The following is a 16,257-nucleotide window of genomic DNA, read 5'->3' as shown; positions in this document are numbered from 1 at the left end:
CTCCCTGCGTTATCCCACTCTTCAGAGCCCAAAATACTCCTTCTGCAATGGTAACAGGATGTCTGGATAATCGGTGCAAACAGCATCTACACCCATGTCAAAGAGACGCGTGGCGTCCTCCCGGGTGTTGACGGTGTATGCGTGGACGCGAAGATGCTGTTCATGACATGCATCCACAACCGACGCGTCCAACGTCCTAAAATTGGGGTGAAAGGCACTCGCTCCGACTCGCGAAACATATTCCCAGGGTGCAACCAGACACTCATGAGTTAAGAGTCCGTAGGCAAAATTCTGGAGCCGAGCACTCGCAGTATGGAGCTCTACATGGTGAAAGGAGGACACGATGCATCGCTTGGCGAGTCCATGTTGCTCTATTTTGTTCCAGACGTCTTCAACAAGATGTGGATACACTGCACCGTCTTTCTGTTGCTTAATTTCAACGTTAATGGTCGCCTTCGGAAATTTCGCCAACAGGTTTAGAACTTCGTCCAGCATGGGTACCTTCTGTCCGGAAAATCCCTCTCCCTTCCAACCCCCAGCATCAAGAAGTTTCAGCTCATCCTGACTCATGTCCATCAGTTGCCGGCGTACTCCTGTTGTTCGAGCTGCCGATGCATCATGCATGACGGCAATCTGCCCGTCTGCCAGTCGATGAACGTCCAATTCGATGCCGTCAACCCCCATCTCCAATGCTCGCTCAAAGGCCAACAGTGTATTTTCCGGAAATCTGCCCGAAAATCCGCGATGACCCCAAATCTTCGTGACCCGTGTCTTTGCTTCGCGCTCTTCCCTCATTCAAAAGCCCCCTCTTCTTCGCCGTCTTCAAGATATCAGACTAGAGCTATCAGCCGCACACGACAAAAGCGGTGCTATCTGCAAATAACAGATAACACCGCCACATAGGACAAAACGATACCAAAATCTCGATTAAGTACCTGGAGTCGGGTTGATAAACGGATCGGACGTTTCCTTCGACTTACCGGAAATCGTATCCGTCGTATTCGGTGTTTCCATCTCTCCCAAAACCGCATGGAGCGTTTCGCGTTTTGGTCCATCGTAGACCACCAATGTCACTTTATCGCCAGGTTTCAACGCAAACAACTGCGTCCTCAAATCGGCTGCGTTTTTAATCAGATGTCCATCCAACTCGACGATAACGTCGCCCGCTTTCAATCCACTCGCCTTCGCCGAGGCGGACACCACCGAATGCACATACACGCCATAGTCCACGGGCACGTTCGGAAGATATTCCTGAGGAATGGAGTCTACAGACAATGCCTCAATGCCAAGTGCAGGGTGAACCGCGTGACCCGTGCGGATAATTTCCGAGGCAATCTTCTTGACTTCATTCGAAGGGATGGCAAAGCCCATGCTTTGAAATCCAGTCTCTACAATCTTGCTGCTGTTGATGCCCATTACCTGACCCGCCAAGTTCAACAACGGACCTCCGCTGTTCCCAGGATTAATCGGTGTATCCGTCTGAATGACGGGTTGATAGTCTAAAATCTGACTCGAATTGGGAGTCTCTACGGGCATGATTCGGTGGAGTCCACTGATGATGCCCGAGGTGACTGTCTCCGAAAAAGTCAGTCCACCCGGAGTTCCTATGGCGATTGCTGGTTCGCCAACCTGAAGCTTACTCGAGTTCGCAAATTGTGCCGGTTGTACGCCCCGGAAATCGTTGGCCGGAACTTTGATGACCGCTAAGTCCGTGTACGGGTCTGTGCCAACAACCGTGCCAGTCACGCGTTTTCCCGTACTCAGCTGCAATTTGACGCGCGAACCGCCCTGAACAACGTGGTTGTTGGTGACAATAAACGCGTCGCTACCGTTGTTGTAGAAGTACACGCCGGACCCGATGTCTGACTCTTGCAAATCAGACGTGGCGTTGAACGGGTTTTGGACAGCGTCGTAATTAATGACCGCGACAACATCTGGCTTCAATTCCTGAAACACCTTCGTGACCGCATCATTGACGCTGACATTGAGTTGTTGCGACACGGGCGCCACATTGACCGTGGGACTTCCACCGCCGAAGATGGGCTGTGCCGGAACTTGTTTACCCGCGATGGCAAACCCAGCAAACGTAGCTCCAGACCCGACGACTGCGGAAACCACAACGGTCGCTACCCACTTCCCCAAGCGTGCTCCGTTCGATGAAGCTCCTGACCATCGTTCTTTTGGTTGTCGGTTGCTGTAGTAGCCCATGCAGAATACTCCCTTCGTCCCGATTCGTTTACATATCACTGTCAGTATAGCCACTCAGTCTTGAAAATCCATTGAAACAGAGCACAAAATGGAAAAGGCAGAGCGGAAAACCCGCACCGCCATTTTCGTCAACACCTTGCCTCAATTGCCTCAACGACCCACACGAGACGGACAACGAGCTCAGCCTTCCAACAAGAGAGACTCTGGATTCTCAACCAATTCTTTGACCATCACGAGGAACCGAACTGCTTCGCTACCATCCACAATGCGGTGATCATAAGACAGCGCAATGTACATCATGGGACGAATTTGCACTTCTCCGTTCACGGCCATCGGGCGCTCTTGAATTTTATGCATACCCAAAATGCCCACTTGAGGAGCATTCAAAATCGGCGTCGACATGAGCGAACCGAATGTTCCGCCGTTCGTGATAGTAAATGTTCCGCCGCTCAGTTCCGTCAGCGTCAACTTGCCTTCACGGGCTCTCTTCGCCAGTGACGCAATTTCCGATTCGATGGCAGCAAACGTCATCGAGTCTGCATCGCGCACGACGGGCACCACGAGGCCCTCGTCTGTCGAAACAGCAACCCCAATGTCATAGTGCTGTTTCAATATCATGTCGTCACCTTGAATTTCTGCATTCAAACGCGGAAATGCCTTCAACGCTCCAACGACGGCCTTCGTGAAAAAGGACATGAACCCTAGGCCAACGCCATACTTGTCTTTAAAAGCGTCTTTACGGCGTTTGCGAATATCGAGAATCGCCGTCATATCGACTTCATTAAATGTTGTCAGCATCGCTGCCGTATGCTGTGCCTCAACCAGTCGCTTGGCGATGGTTTGACGGCGCCGACTCATGCGCACGCGCTCTTCGCGCACCCCGACTTGCGCCGTGGCCGCTGGCGCCGCTGCGGGAGCGCTCGGTTTCACTGGCAGAGCTTGAGGTGCCGCAACCGGAGTTGCCGGCGCGGCGGAAATACCAACCTGCCCCTGTTCGCGGGCCATCTTCCGCAACGAAGGGGATGCGTTCAGCGTCTCACGCAAAGGTGCTGCCGCTACCGGAGTTGCCATGGCCGCTGGTGCAACGGGTGCGGCGGCAGCTGGAGTCGGTGCCGCTAGCGCTGCGGGAGTAGACGCCGGTGTCGATGCTCCTTGAGATGCTGCTGGCGCGGCAGAAGACTCGGCACCAGTTCCTGCCTCGATAGTGGCAATCACCTCTCCGACCGACACAGTATCTCCGACCGCCTTGGTCACTCCACGCAACACCCCGGCAGTTTCGGAGATGACCTCCAAGTTCACTTTATCCGTCTCCAACTCACAGACAGCGTCTCCCGCTGCCACCGTCTCACCTTCATTTTTAAACCACTTGCTGATAGTACCTTCCACAATCGACTCGCCGAGTTCTGGAACCCGAACTTCTGCCACTGCCTCTCACTCCTTCGTCTCTGTTGCCATTTCTACCAAGTACCTCGATTTCATCGAGTAGACCCATCATCCCAAGCCTTCCGCGCACTATGGATGAAACTTTTCTTGCCCATTGCGCCCTACCCGAGCGTCAGTCGATGGGGCGGAGCGCCGTATCCACAATGCTCTTTTGAGTTGCCGCGTGTACGCCAGCTTTGCCTTCCGCAGGACTGCACCTATCCGGCCTACCGCAATACGTGAGGCCGAGTCCGCTCGGCAACAATTTTGTCAGGCGAGGTTGAACAAACATCCATGCTCCCATATTCATCGGCTCTTCTTGCACAAACATGACTTCCTTCAAACCTGTCATCGTCGCAAGGTGAGCTTTGATTTCTTCCTCTGGGAATGGATACAGTTGCTCCAATTTGAGAATGCAGAGCCAGTCCGCCTGCATTTTCGACTCTTCCAGAGACGCCTGCAATTCAATACCCATCTTCCCGGAGCAGACAATCAACCGCCGCACTCTCTCTGGGGTCGATCCCGTTCCGTTCGCAGCAACCACCCGCTGGAACGAGCCTTTCACTAAATCTGACCAGGGCGACGCTGCATATGGATTTCGCAGCAGGCTTTTCGGCGCCATCACGACCAAAGGCCTCGCCTCTACGCGCAAACGATGCGCTTGGTCGCGAAGCAAGTGGAAATATTGTGCGGCCGATGTTGGGTAAACAACCCGCCAATTATTTTCGGCAGACAATGTCAAATACCTCTCCAAGCGCGCACTGGAATGTTCCGGACCTTGACCCTCATAGCCATGCGGCAAGAGCATCACGATGCCTGAAGGCTGTTTCCACTTGGCATAACCAGAAGCGATGAACTGGTCGATGATGACCTGTCCGGCATTTGCAAAGTCTCCGTATTGAGCTTCCCAGAGCACGAGCGTCTCTTGTGCCTCCACGTTGTATCCATATTCAAACCCCAAAACGCCCATTTCTGAAAGCGGAGAGTTGTGAATGGCAAAAGATGCTTTTGCTTCGCGCAAGTGGTGTAGTGGCGAATAGCTTGCTCCGCCGTGAACATCATGCAAGACAAGGTGTCTTTGACTAAACGTGCCCCGTTCCGAGTCCTGACCGGTCAATCGAATTGGCGTTCCCTCCATGAGAATACTAGCAAACGCCATCGTTTCTGCATGACCCCAGTCGAGCTTTCCGTCAGCCTCGAAGGACTGAAGGCGCCGTTCCAGAATTCGATGCAACTTCGGATAAGGCGTGAAGCCCTCCGGGAAAGTCAGCAATTCCCGATTGATTTCACGCAACACGTCGCCCGAAACGCCTGTTTCCTCTGGCGGCATTAACTGACCCGCCATGCCCGAATCTCCATTCGCTTCGTCTTCCACTTTTGCCACTTCTGCGTACGCATGGCGCAGTCGACTTTGAACTTGCTCGACGACCGCGTCTGCTTCCGCAGTACTTACGACATTCTCGGCTACGAGTTTTTGAGCGTAAATGTGACGAACGCGCGGGTGCGCATTCACTTTGTCGTAGAGAGCAGGCGAGGTCACGGACGGATCGTCCCCTTCATTGTGACCCCAGCGGCGATACCCAATCAGGTCAATCAAGAAGTCTTTTTGAAACTCTTGACGGTAGGCATGGGCTAGGCGCACAGCAAACAGGCACGCCTCTGGGTCGTCCGCATTGACATGAACAATGGGAATTTCAAACCCTTTAGCCAAGTCACTCGCATAACGAGTCGAACGTCCTTCTTTAGCGACGGCCGTAAAGCCAAGCAAGTTGTTCGCAATGATATGAATGGAACCGCCCGTTTGATAACCTTCCAACCGAGACAGGTTGAGGGTCTCCGGAACGACGCCTTCACCAGGGAATGCCGCATCACCGTGCACTAAGATGGCAAGGGCAGTTGCCGTGTTCTGCGTTGGTGTGCCTTTGACTTTGCGGTCCTCTTGAGCTGCCCGAGCGAATCCCTCGACCACCGGATTGACAAACTCCAAATGACTGGGGTTGTTAGCCAGTACCAACCGCGCTTCCACGGTGTCTCCATTTTGGACGGTGCGACTCGCTCCGAGATGATATTTGACGTCTCCCGACCAGCCGAAATTAATTCCCGTAGAGCCTTCAGACGGTACCAGGTCCTTGTTGACCGCTGTGTGAAACTCCGAAAAGATTTTTTCGTACGGTTTATGCAGGACGTGAGCCAGGACATTCAGGCGCCCCCGGTGAGCCATGCCAATCATGATGTTCTTTGAACCATGGCGGACCGCCTGATGAATAATTTCATCCATCATGGGCACGAGCACGTCCACGCCTTCAATCGAGAATCGCTTCTGGCCGACGAATGTGCGGTGCAGAAACACCTCAAACTCGTCTACCTCGGTCAGCCGCTCCAAGAGCCGCAATCGGTCATCTCGCGACAGCCCCTGTTCGGGTAGATGCGTCTGCACGTATTTGCGCAACCACTCGCGCTCTCGTGGACGATGCACTTGGGCAAACTCGAACGCAATCGTTCCAGTGTGAAGTGATTTCAACCAGTGGAACACTTCGAGACCTGTATGTAGTCCAACTGGTGCATCTGGCCATACCAACTGAGCCGGAATCGAGGCTAAGTCAGCCTCGGTCAGACCGTGATATTCCGGATTCATCACAGGAGTATCGGTCGCCGTATTTTCAAGTGGATTCGTCTGAGCCAATAGATGTCCATATTCGTTCACATTTCTCAACAGTTCGTGAACCGCGACCACGCGGCGGATGCTGTCCATTGACGTTTGCACCGCTTCCCCGCCCGGTGTTGCAGGCACGACCGCTTCCAAAACACTTGTGGTCGGACCGCCGCGAACGGCAAAAAACGACTGCAACGATGCATCGACCGACTCTGAATCTCGAAGATACATCTCATACATCTCGGCCAAATACGCCAAATTCGGCCCGCTGAAACTATCCCATGACAGTGTGTCAATCCGTTCGTCGGGTTTCCCCATTTGGTGCGTCCCCCTCATGTACTTTTGCCAAGTTTACACCTTGGCTATTGTACCATATCGACAGCATTCGAGCCCAAATCGACTGCGCCTAAAAGAGGCACGCGGCGCACCAATAGGCTAGACTGAAACAGTGTATAGGAAAGATTCGCGAATTCGTCGAATCTGCGACCGATAACTTGTTTTCTATTGGCCTCGATCAAGCCATCATCCGAAGCATCGGTGTCCCCCAGGTATAATTCTTTTCGTGTTAATATCAACGCCTGATTTTCATGCAAAGGATGACCAACCATAACTGTAATATGCACAAATAATAACAGTCTCACGGTAGGACCAACGCACACCGGTCCATCGGCGGACTGAAGACGACAAGAGTAGATACGGGCCTACTGTGGCACCAATTTTCTCTCAATCGACGATTGACCATCCTTCTGCTTTTGTTCTATTATACGAACAACTTGGTCTTTATATAGAAAAATGTCGAAAATTTCGGAGGGGTAAAGGGTGAAAATTCCATCTAAGATTGGCATGTCCGGCCTCGCGGTGCTCTCTGGTATCGCGATGATGGGCGCAGGGAGTTTTGCATTATTCACGGCACATTCTCAATCTAAAACGCAAAATTTCGGTGCAGGTGTCGTGGACATCACGCTACAAGGGAAGTCGAATGTCTATTCAAACGTAAAGCAGATTGCCTATTACAACATGGTTCCGGGCGATCACGCTGGCGGCTACATCATCCTGCACAATAGCGGCAGTGTAGCTGAAATTCTCAACTTGAAGAACAACGTGCATGGCCCAATTTTTTGGAATGACGGATTGAACAACGGCAAAGTGGTCACATTGACTGGTTTTGTCAAAGGAGCAAGCCGCTCGGCTAATGCAAAAGCTCTATTCACAGATTCGCCGTACCACAGCACTGTCTATCAGACCTATGCAAACTATTGGCAGCCCCGCCTGCTGACAGGTGGCCCAAAGTTAATCCCAGGTGTTGGTTACGAATCTGTGGACTACTCAGAAACCGGGGGCGTTCCGGCCTATCAAACGGACGACCACCCGGCTTATTACACGCTACAATATGCGGTCTATGACAACAAACCGACGGTCACTGCGAATCCGCAGGATTACCCGCGAACACTGGGCTATATTGTGACTGGCACGCCCGTCGAAACACCACAGAATGCAACGCTGAACTACGACTACTGGCAGTCCGGATACAGCAAGAGTGGCACAGCCTATGCGAAGGCCGTAGGTACACTCAGTGCTGAGACCTCGGATACCGGATTCACCCGTTCACTTACAAGCCAGTTGAAGTTCAGTGGAACGACCCAATTGAAGGGGGTTGTCTTGCAACCAGGACAGTACCTTCTGGTCACGTATCGCGGCGGACTGCCACGCAAAGCGCACAACGATTACCAGGACTCCTGGGGCGGCGTGCAGGTGGAAGTCAATGCGGCACAGTATGAGAACAATCACGGGGATATTCAGAACCCAGACTCGCACGGTGCGCAGACGACATTGTCCCAGCCTAGCGCAGGGAATGCTGGCAGTGATAGCATAAGTCCTGTCCCCGTGGCACCGAAGGTGACATATACTGCCTCTCTCAAGCAGGCTCCGCCCAGTTCCAATCCTGTGTATGCGGGGCAGCAGATGACATACGTTCTGCAATTGCAGAACGCAAGCGGGCAGCCCGTCAGCGTTCCTGCTTCAGATATCGAACTCTCCGTCAGCAAAGGCACGCCAGCCGCTGTCGTCTTTGGACCGCTCCATTCACTCGGCAACGGCATGTACTCCTTCACAGTGACGGACAGCAGAGCTGAGATGCTACAAGTCAAAGCAACGGTAAATGTTCAGGGCCAGTCGGTGAGTGTCGAGTCCGGGACAGTGGCATTGGCGGTAGACAGCATAATAAACGGAAGTCTTACAGAGCAGCAGTCAACGGAGCAGGCTGGTCAGTCCGATGTCTATACCCTCACTCTGAAAAATGGATTGGGTCAGCCATTGGAAGGAATTGCATCGGATATTTCAATGTCCCTGGAGAAGGGGACAGCGGCTGACATAGCGTACGGACCTATTATTGAAACCACACCAGGGGTCTACACAGTTTCCGTTACGGATACGAAAGCGGAGACTTTACAACTGGTGGCGAATGTAGCTACGGACGTGGCACACGGTTCTTTTACAGGTCCGGACGAGCAGATAAAGCCCGGTCCTGCGTCGAAGTTGGTCGTTTCTCCGAGCTATGACCAAATTCCGACTTATGGTAGCCAGGTCAAAGTAACCGTACGGTTGGAAGATCGGTACGGAAATATAGTTCCGGCAAACGATCCTTTGTGGGGTTTTGGTAACTACGAAAATGGCCAAGGCTGGGTAGGAATTGGCGGAGGAACGCGCTTATACAATGGTGAAGCCACCTTTTACGCTGCCTTCTCGGGAAGCGGAAATTCTCAAGACTTTCCCTTAGCTCCAGGTATCACGAGAATAGAAGACACAAACAAAGGGCTTTATGGCACAATTGAAGTCACAGTCGCACCACCAAGCAATTTCTCTGGTGGATTTGGAACTGGCGGCCTCTTCTAAGAAGAGGAGTCCTCACACGGGCTCCCCGGGATATGGCTTCTGGCTGCGAGTTGCGGCCAGAGGCCATTGTCTCGACAGTCTGCTGCGTTGCCCTTTGCGCCTCCTTCCAAGGCAACGGCCGTCACGGCACAACGGTTTGTCATCTCCCTCCATCTTGCTCGACTGCGGAGCAGGATTCCTTCCTGGGTGTACCGCTGCAGAGTCACTCGGTACCTGTATCGGGTCTTTCTCATGATGTCGAAGCTCCATCTTCGCACCGCATTTTTTAGCTCATAATCCTTGATTCAACGGACGAAAGGATGTTTGCGTTGAGTAAACAGTGGAATTCGGCTAGTCAAGCGGGATCGGCCTTCGAAGTTATGGTTTTTCCAGGCGCCCACAACCTCCCGCTGTGGTGGATGGAAGCAAATCTTTTCTCAGACAACCTCATTAAAATCATCCCAACAACCTCCAGAGACGAACAGATAGCTTCGCTTTCTGACGGACGTGTCGACTTCATCTTTACAGCGCCCGACAACTTACTTTCGCCAGATGCTCGCGAATTCTGTCCACTGGTCGTCGGCAGTATTGGACAATTATCCTTGGTAGCAACGCCACAAGTGTCCAGTTTGCGACGTCTGGCAGTAGACAATCCGAGAAGTGGATATGCAGGACTCGCGTACGAAGGAATGACGAAAGTGGGTTATCTCGACAAAGATTACGACATATACCCGGTCGGAGGCACATTACAGCGATATCGGGCAATGGCGAACGGGGACGCGACGCTCGGTTTGCTCCACTCTCCCTTTACCGAATTGGCAGAGCGAGCAGGATGGTCTGTTGTACATATCGTCGAAGAGACGTATCCATCTCTCGTTGTAGCATGCCGCCAGACAGACCTCGGCACAGACCGAGTGGTTCAGTTTGTCAATGCTTACAAACTGGCATTGCACGCTCTCAGCAACAATCCACCACTGACGCACCTCCGGAACTTATTTGCGAGCCATCTGAAAGACTTGGAAGAAGACATCCGCGAATTGATTCTGCAAAAAACACTGGCCAGCTATCAAGAACTCCGGCCAGACGTTGCCGACGATCTACTGCAGAACCTGCAACTGCGCCGCGAACAGACGCGCTGGCCAATCTGTGCGGTGGTGAATAAAGGACCTGGTGAATAAAGGACCTGGTGAATAAATGGCCTGATGAATGGGTGAAGTGACAGACATTGCTCGGATAATTTCTCGGGAATCGGAGAAACCTACCGTCGTAAAGTCCGCACAACATCCTCAGGGAGGGCATTGCATGCAGCCACTGACAGCGAAAGAATTGGAGTACATCGCCGACTCTATGTCCAACGAAGACCTTCTCATGAAACAATGCGTTGTCGCAGCCGTTCAGGCGAAAAACGGATCGGTCAAACAACTCTGCCAGACGCTGCTTGACCGCCACGCCCGCCACTATGAACATTTAATGAACACTCTGCAACAACACGTTCACGTTGCGCCCATGTCGTAACGAATCCGCACCGCATTGGAGAAGGAGGAAACCGAATGTACAATTCCCTGCACACGACGCCATCGCCGACGAACGCGTGGCAACCCATGCCCATGCAGTCCGTGGCTATCATGGAAGACAAAGATCTGGTCTACACCATTCTAGCCGACGTCAAGCGTGTCTGTAGCGAATACACAACCGCTGTGACGGAATCCAACTGCCAAGCCGTGCGACAAATGTTCACTAATTTGTTGCAAGACTCATTACAAATACAGGCGGAACTATACTATTTTATGTATCAGATGGGCTGGTACAATACATCCTCCAGTGCTCCTCGCTCCGACTTAGAGAAGCAGGTTCAACAATATCGGCAATTTGAACGCGAGACCAAACAGTGGATGATGCAGAACACTGGACAGCGTGCATCAGGTTCAGGAACGCCAGCTTCCACCACGTCCTACATGACATCCTCGACTCGCCAAGGTGTACCACCCGCCGAACAAACGTACTCTTCGTCTCCGACCTACTCCTCGTACCAGTAACGGCATGCAGATGACGAGAGCGCCTCACTCCTGAAAGGGGGAGAAAGAGGCGCTCTACTTTGTTGCTCACAACCTGCCATGGAATAAGGACTTAATAATAGGTCCGGTTTTCCAGTCTGCGAGAGACTTTAGAAGATTTCCATCAGTGGTTATAAGAACTACCGCAATGCCAATCATGAGCGTACCCGCCGCTCTATCCACCCACACGGTATGCCTTCCCAGCCTTCGAAACGCACTGACCAACGGGCGGGAAAAGACAAACGTGAACAGAAACATCGCAGAAAAGCCTGCACTGTAAATGAGCAAGAGCAAAAACTTTTGAAAGAGAGACTCTTGCAGACCAACAACCAACGTGAGCACCAAGAGCAGCGTCACCTGCCAGCCAAACGCCAACGTAAAGCCCGTCAAATACGAACGTGAATAACTTGGTTTTTCCGCGACTGGCGAGACTTTCGGTCGTCCAAAACCGGCATCCTGCAGCCACGGCAAGCGCAAGGCACCAAACCGCTGCAATCCTAGTAGCAGGAGCAAAATTCCTCCGACCACTCCCGCGTACCCAATCCACCCGGAAAACGCTTTGCCGAGAACCGCCGCAATCATGCCAAGACCAATGACCGTCGTCGAGAAGCCCGCCACAAACGCAACGCTGTGCTTTGTCATGCGCCATTTTACGGTCGATCCCGCCGAAACCTCGGCGGCCGTGCCGCTCAAATAGCCTATGAAGGCTGGCAGCACGCTCAGCAGTCAAGGAGCGCAAAAAGAAATGGCCCCCGCCAGCGCGGAAAAGGCGAGAATGACAATCCGCAACTTCTAAACCTCCCGCACGATGGCCGCATAGGTTTGTCGCAATGCCTGAGCTGCCTCGGCACACGCCCGCAGCTTGTCTACCGCGCGAGAGACATCATTCATCGGACGCTGCGCAAATGTCCCAAAGCCGCAATCGGGATTGAGAAAAACCTGCGAAGGCTGGACATAAGAGAGCGCCATGCGAACTTTTGCCACGATGTCTTCGGGTGATTCCACCCAATCTGTCCGGGGATTGACTACCCCAAGTCCTATTTCCATGTGTTCAAAAGACGCTAAGGCAGTCATATCCCCCGCTCGCGGCGTTGCGTATTCGAGAACCAGTTGATCGACAGGAAGTCGAGACAAGTAGGGCGCTAGCGGTTGGTACGGCCCACGCAACAAGACATCTTCGTGTGTGCTCCAGTTGCCGCGACATACGTGAACACCAAGCCGCGTTCCGCGCTGAGTCATCCCGCGTGTCACTTGAGAAATAAGGTCGACCGCAAACTCCAGCTCTTGCTCTGCGTCCGCCTTAGCCGTGAGGGCCCCACACATAAACGTGCGATGCGCATTTTTTTGCGTAAACACCAACTCCGTCAAGACTGGTTCGTCCAGTTGAACAAAATCGACTCCGGCCTGAATCAACTCTTCCAATTCTTCACGAAGAACGCGCACCACGTCCGTAGCCATCTCTTCCTTGGTAGGGTAGGTGCTTTGCGATAGTCCTTCTACCCACATCGATCTCGTTAGCAAATAGGGTCCCGGCAACGCCACTTTGATAGCCTTTTCTGTATGTTTTTGCAGAAACAGATAGTCGTCCAACGCCAACGGGCGAGCACGGCGAATTTTCCCGACCGCGGCCGGATTGGAGAGCGAATAGGCGGGCACATCGAGGGTCCCTAAGATTTCTTCAAAGCCCGCCTTGTCTTCCACGTAGTCGAGCAATTCGGCGACGGTCAACATCTGAACGTTCTCTAGTCGCTCCGCCACAAAAGAAATAAAATTGTCTCTCCTCTGCTCTCCATCTGTCACGATGTCAACGCCCGCTTGCTCCTGCAGCCGTACGCAGTCCAATATCGCCTGTCCAGTGACTCGGTCAAACTCTTCTTGCGTCATGCGAGAAGAGCGCTTTTCCCGCAAGGCTCGCAACACTTCCCGGGACCTCGGCCAACTTCCGACGACAGTGACAGGAAATTGCGGTATATGAACCCCCAAAATAGTACTCCTTTCCTCAGACGCCAGATGCGGTCATGGCCCGCTACACACGACATGGTCATCTATGCTAGTGGTTACAATGTGACTTCCAAACGAATGATGATCTCGGCCGCTTTCCGTAACGTCTGATACATCGGAGAGCGGCGAAGTACATCAGCCCAAACATGGCGCACGGCCGCCTCTTCCTCGAGGGTGGCCACATACAGGGTGCCTTCAATCAGCTCCACCGACGGATCTCCTTCATCCTCCAGGCTTAAATGGTAGAGAATATTGCGTAGTTTCGCCTGCAAAGACAGCTCAATCTCATCGAAAACAAGTTGAGTACGGGAAGCAGCGGATTGTAAACCAACCACTAAATCCGAACCGAGCGCAGTCAGCAAAAAATCGACCGCTGCAGGGGCATCCACATGCGCCGCAAAATCGGCAGGACGCCCTGCCAGAAAACTGTGATTGCGCGCATAGACTTTCGCCATGAGCCCCTCTTGTCGACGGATTCGAACGGCAAATCGATAGCCCCGAGCAGCCTCCAAATCCTCTTTGACAGTATTCCCATCGTCCGCATGCTTGCGAATAAAGTAGGTATCATACTGAGCACCGCGAGCTCGGTCAAGAAAGTCGTGGCCGACCATCCTACACCACGCGGGTAAGTCTTCCGCAACCGACAACTCTCGACTTCGAACTTCGAGTACACCTCGCTTGGGCACATCATCCATCGCCTTTTTGATGATGAGCAGCAGTCCCGAGCCGCAGTCGAGGTCACCACCATCGCAAACTACGTCTGGTTGATAATGAGCACTCATCGCTTCAATACGTGATACAGGCGGCACCCTGCGAGAGGAATTCTACCAATTTCGCTCCGCCGACAATCGTGGCACCAGAAATTAAGTCATCCTCAGTCAATCCACGCTTTTTAAAACAAGGACTACAAACCCAAACCGTTCCGCCTGCTTCGCGGAAGTTGTTTAACAACTCTTGCAAAGGCGCGAAACCACTTTCGTGAATGTCTTCCGCATAGCCCTTCTTTGCCAAATACACACCTTCTGTACTGAGGAAAATCACAGTCTCTTGTCCTGACGCGACCGCAGCATTCGCGACCACAAAACCTACCGTCGCCTTGTCCGCGTCGTCTTTCGCATGCGTTATGCTGATTGCTAATTTCGCCATCCTACATTCCCCTTTTCCTCGTCAGAAAGTCACAATGCGTTGTCCGCGCGGCGGATGAGGTAATGCCGAACTTCACCCTCGTCAAACCAATCTTCCAAGATTTGCCCACGCAAATGACACCAAGCGGGGACATCTTCGCGAGCACCGAGATCGTACGATAAGAGTTCGATTGTGCTGCCCGGCGGCATGCGACGCATCGTCAGAAAGAGTTTCATCACCAACTCGCCGCAACCGGTCGGCCCGGCGTCATAGCGATGCTCAGCTGCCCACATTCATGCTCCCCCTATCTCGGACGAACCTTGCTCCACGAAGGAAGCTCTCCACATGCTATCGGTTATATATATCATTCCATATTTTCATGAGTTGGTCAAAGAGAAAGTCTGGGTCATCTCAGTGTCCCTAAACCTTCTCCTGGTGCGGTTCACCTCACGCTTCACACCCAACGGGCAACCACACATCTAAAAGATGGTCTGCTCAGACTCTTTGTCTTTAAGAATTTCCACAGCCTCTCGAAATCGCAGTGCGTGGATAATCTCGCGCTCTCGGAGAAACTTCAAGCTGTCTTGGATGTCGACATCATCCGTAGAATCAATCATCCACTGATAGCTCGCTCTCGCCTTTTCTTCGGCAGCAATGTCTTCATAGAGGTCGGCAATTGGATCGCCCTTAGCTGAGATGTAGGTCACCGTGAACGGAGTGCCTCCCGAATTTGTGTAGAATAAGGCGTTGCCGTGCGCAACATAGTGCGGCCCGAGGCCCGCTTCCCACATCTGCTCTGGCGTCGCGTCTTTCGTCAGTTTATAAATCATCGTGGCTATCATCTCAAGGTGCGCAAATTCCTCAGTTCCAATATCCGTTAAAAGTCCAATCACTTTGTCGGGAATCGTATACCGCTGATTCAAGTAGCGAAGTGCAGCCGCTAGCTCGCCATCCGCACCTCCATATTGCTCCATGAGAACTTTCGCCAAGCGCAGGTCGCACTTGCCAACTTTCACTGGATATTGTAGTTTTTTTTCGTAAATCCACACGAATCGCCCACCCCCAAGGCATTCTTTCGAACATGCATATGCACGCGAGGATTGTCCGTATTCGCCGTTTCCACTTCGCCGACACGGTAGTTTTCCGCAACGTCTATTGCTTCGAAAAACGGTCCTGAGAAAGTGCTATTTTCGCCACATTCCGTGCTACAATAAAGCGCGCTTGTTGATCCCGCTAGCCGGGACCACCCACTTTACTCATAATGGAGATGGACTCTCATTCGTCTGCCGTGGCATCGACAACTCTCTTTTTTCTCCTATCCACGAGAATCCTATGCATTCATCGGCGCTAGCCTCGTCAACTCTACTGGAAGTGCGTTGATGTGGCCACTCACCACCATTTATGTACACAACGTGCTGCATCGCTCCTACGGCCAAGCTGGTTTGGCTCTCTTCTTTCAATCCCTAGCCAGTATCCTTGGACAGTTCGTGGGAGGAGCACTTTACGAACGGTTAGGAGCCAAGCGTCTTATTATCGGATCCCTCGTGCTCACGGGCATCTCGCAGTTCAGTCTCATCTTTGCAAAGACTTGGATTCTCTACATTCTGGCGATGACGGTCAACGGATTTCTCATCGCGGTGACGATGCCCGCCGTCAATGCTTTTATCGGATTTCGGTGGCCGGAACATCGACACTCCCTGTTCAATGCCATTTACGTCAGCAATAACATCGGAGTGGCTCTCGGAACCACATTGGCTGGTATCTTAGCCGCTATCTCTTTCAATTTAACGTTTCTCTTCAACAGCCTGTCTACGCTCGGCTTTGCCGCATTCTTTTATCTCTTCTTAAGCAGTCCTGTAATGAAGCAATTTAAGATTTGCTAGATTAAAAAACCTCCTGGTATCGTGGTAGGTGACGAAACCA

At 52.5% G+C, this 16,257-nt stretch carries 15 protein-coding genes; 5 read left to right on the top strand and 10 right to left on the bottom strand.

Going from position 1 to position 16,257, the window contains the following annotated elements:
* Nucleotides 1-21 precede the first annotated feature (21 nt).
* From M4I36_RS12035 to M4I36_RS12020, 4 genes are all read right to left on the bottom strand, one after another.
* Complete coding sequence (locus M4I36_RS12035; protein ID WP_258111992.1) at nucleotides 22-795, bottom strand: glycerophosphodiester phosphodiesterase; 774 nt, start codon at nucleotides 793-795, stop codon at nucleotides 22-24.
* 132 nt (nucleotides 796-927) lie between these two features.
* Nucleotides 928-2,208 carry a S1C family serine protease gene (locus M4I36_RS12030; RefSeq protein WP_258111991.1) on the bottom strand — a complete coding sequence of 427 codons (1,281 nt, stop codon included), beginning with the start codon at nucleotides 2,206-2,208 and terminating at the stop codon, nucleotides 928-930.
* Nucleotides 2,209-2,388: 180 nt separating this feature from the next.
* Nucleotides 2,389-3,633 (bottom strand): 2-oxoglutarate dehydrogenase complex dihydrolipoyllysine-residue succinyltransferase, encoded by a 1,245-nt coding sequence (gene odhB / locus M4I36_RS12025; RefSeq protein ID WP_258111990.1) that lies wholly within the window; start codon nucleotides 3,631-3,633, stop codon nucleotides 2,389-2,391.
* 130 nt (nucleotides 3,634-3,763) lie between these two features.
* Nucleotides 3,764-6,601, bottom strand: coding sequence for a 2-oxoglutarate dehydrogenase E1 component (locus M4I36_RS12020; protein ID WP_258111989.1), 2,838 nt, complete (start codon nucleotides 6,599-6,601; stop codon nucleotides 3,764-3,766).
* A 501-nt stretch (nucleotides 6,602-7,102) separates the two neighbouring features.
* On the opposite strand from M4I36_RS12020, the gene M4I36_RS12015 reads away from it, so the two are divergent.
* The 4 genes from M4I36_RS12015 (at nucleotide 7,103) to M4I36_RS12000 (ending at nucleotide 11,190) form a co-directional block, all read left to right on the top strand.
* A complete protein-coding gene (locus tag M4I36_RS12015) occupies nucleotides 7,103-9,175 on the top strand; it encodes a TasA family protein (protein ID WP_258111988.1) in 2,073 nt (690 codons plus the stop codon).
* Nucleotides 9,176-9,483: 308 nt separating this feature from the next.
* Nucleotides 9,484-10,332 (top strand): substrate-binding domain-containing protein, encoded by an 849-nt coding sequence (locus M4I36_RS12010; protein ID WP_258111987.1) that lies wholly within the window; start codon nucleotides 9,484-9,486, stop codon nucleotides 10,330-10,332.
* A gap of 124 nt (nucleotides 10,333-10,456) precedes the next feature.
* Nucleotides 10,457-10,669 carry a hypothetical protein gene (locus M4I36_RS12005; RefSeq protein ID WP_258111986.1) on the top strand — a complete coding sequence of 71 codons (213 nt, stop codon included), beginning with the start codon at nucleotides 10,457-10,459 and terminating at the stop codon, nucleotides 10,667-10,669.
* A gap of 35 nt (nucleotides 10,670-10,704) precedes the next feature.
* A complete protein-coding gene (locus M4I36_RS12000) occupies nucleotides 10,705-11,190 on the top strand; it encodes a spore coat protein (RefSeq protein ID WP_258111985.1) in 486 nt (161 codons plus the stop codon).
* Nucleotides 11,191-11,256: 66 nt separating this feature from the next.
* Here the strand turns inward: M4I36_RS12000 and M4I36_RS11995 are convergent, their stop codons facing one another.
* The 6 genes from M4I36_RS11995 to M4I36_RS11970 form a co-directional block, all read right to left on the bottom strand.
* Nucleotides 11,257-11,925, bottom strand: a complete 669-nt coding sequence (locus M4I36_RS11995; protein WP_258111984.1) for a cytochrome c biogenesis CcdA family protein — start codon at nucleotides 11,923-11,925, stop codon at nucleotides 11,257-11,259.
* A 75-nt stretch (nucleotides 11,926-12,000) separates the two neighbouring features.
* Nucleotides 12,001-13,191, bottom strand: a complete 1,191-nt coding sequence (locus M4I36_RS11990; protein ID WP_258111983.1) for a cobalamin-independent methionine synthase II family protein — start codon at nucleotides 13,189-13,191, stop codon at nucleotides 12,001-12,003.
* 74 nt (nucleotides 13,192-13,265) lie between these two features.
* Nucleotides 13,266-14,018 (bottom strand): sulfurtransferase TusA family protein, encoded by a 753-nt coding sequence (locus tag M4I36_RS11985; RefSeq protein ID WP_258111982.1) that lies wholly within the window; start codon nucleotides 14,016-14,018, stop codon nucleotides 13,266-13,268.
* Nucleotides 13,996-14,355 (bottom strand): DsrE family protein, encoded by a 360-nt coding sequence (locus M4I36_RS11980; RefSeq protein WP_258111981.1) that lies wholly within the window; start codon nucleotides 14,353-14,355, stop codon nucleotides 13,996-13,998. Before M4I36_RS11980 ends, M4I36_RS11985 begins: the two co-directional genes overlap by 23 nt.
* A 29-nt stretch (nucleotides 14,356-14,384) precedes the next feature.
* Complete coding sequence (locus M4I36_RS11975; RefSeq protein WP_258111980.1) at nucleotides 14,385-14,627, bottom strand: sulfurtransferase TusA family protein; 243 nt, start codon at nucleotides 14,625-14,627, stop codon at nucleotides 14,385-14,387.
* A gap of 186 nt (nucleotides 14,628-14,813) precedes the next feature.
* Complete coding sequence (locus M4I36_RS11970; protein ID WP_258111979.1) at nucleotides 14,814-15,383, bottom strand: manganese catalase family protein; 570 nt, start codon at nucleotides 15,381-15,383, stop codon at nucleotides 14,814-14,816.
* Between the two features lie 228 nt (nucleotides 15,384-15,611).
* Here M4I36_RS11970 and M4I36_RS11965 point away from each other — a divergent pair, with 228 nt between their 5' ends.
* Complete coding sequence (locus tag M4I36_RS11965) at nucleotides 15,612-16,217, top strand: MFS transporter (protein ID WP_308661251.1); 606 nt, start codon at nucleotides 15,612-15,614, stop codon at nucleotides 16,215-16,217.
* The last annotated feature ends 40 nt before the right edge of the window (nucleotides 16,218-16,257 follow it).

Source organism: Alicyclobacillus sp. SP_1 (assembly GCF_024706985.1).
Classification (GTDB): domain Bacteria; phylum Bacillota; class Bacilli; order Alicyclobacillales; family Alicyclobacillaceae; genus Alicyclobacillus_I.
Note: the sequence above shows the minus strand (reverse complement) of the source record. Positions and strands in the feature narration are given on the sequence as shown.

What these genes read in the sequence shown, in the direction of transcription:
- M4I36_RS12035 (WP_258111992.1), bottom strand. Translation starts at nt 795, where the DNA reads ATGAGGGAAGAGCGCGAAGCAAAGACACGGGTCACGAAGATTTGGGGT.
- M4I36_RS12030 (WP_258111991.1), bottom strand. Translation starts at nt 2,208, where the DNA reads ATGGGCTACTACAGCAACCGACAACCAAAAGAACGATGGTCAGGAGCT.
- M4I36_RS12020 (WP_258111989.1), bottom strand. Translation starts at nt 6,601, where the DNA reads ATGGGGAAACCCGACGAACGGATTGACACACTGTCATGGGATAGTTTC.
- M4I36_RS12005 (WP_258111986.1), top strand. Translation starts at nt 10,457, where the DNA reads ATGCAGCCACTGACAGCGAAAGAATTGGAGTACATCGCCGACTCTATG.
- M4I36_RS12000 (WP_258111985.1), top strand. Translation starts at nt 10,705, where the DNA reads ATGTACAATTCCCTGCACACGACGCCATCGCCGACGAACGCGTGGCAA.
- M4I36_RS11980 (WP_258111981.1), bottom strand. Translation starts at nt 14,355, where the DNA reads ATGGCGAAATTAGCAATCAGCATAACGCATGCGAAAGACGACGCGGAC.
- M4I36_RS11975 (WP_258111980.1), bottom strand. Translation starts at nt 14,627, where the DNA reads ATGTGGGCAGCTGAGCATCGCTATGACGCCGGGCCGACCGGTTGCGGC.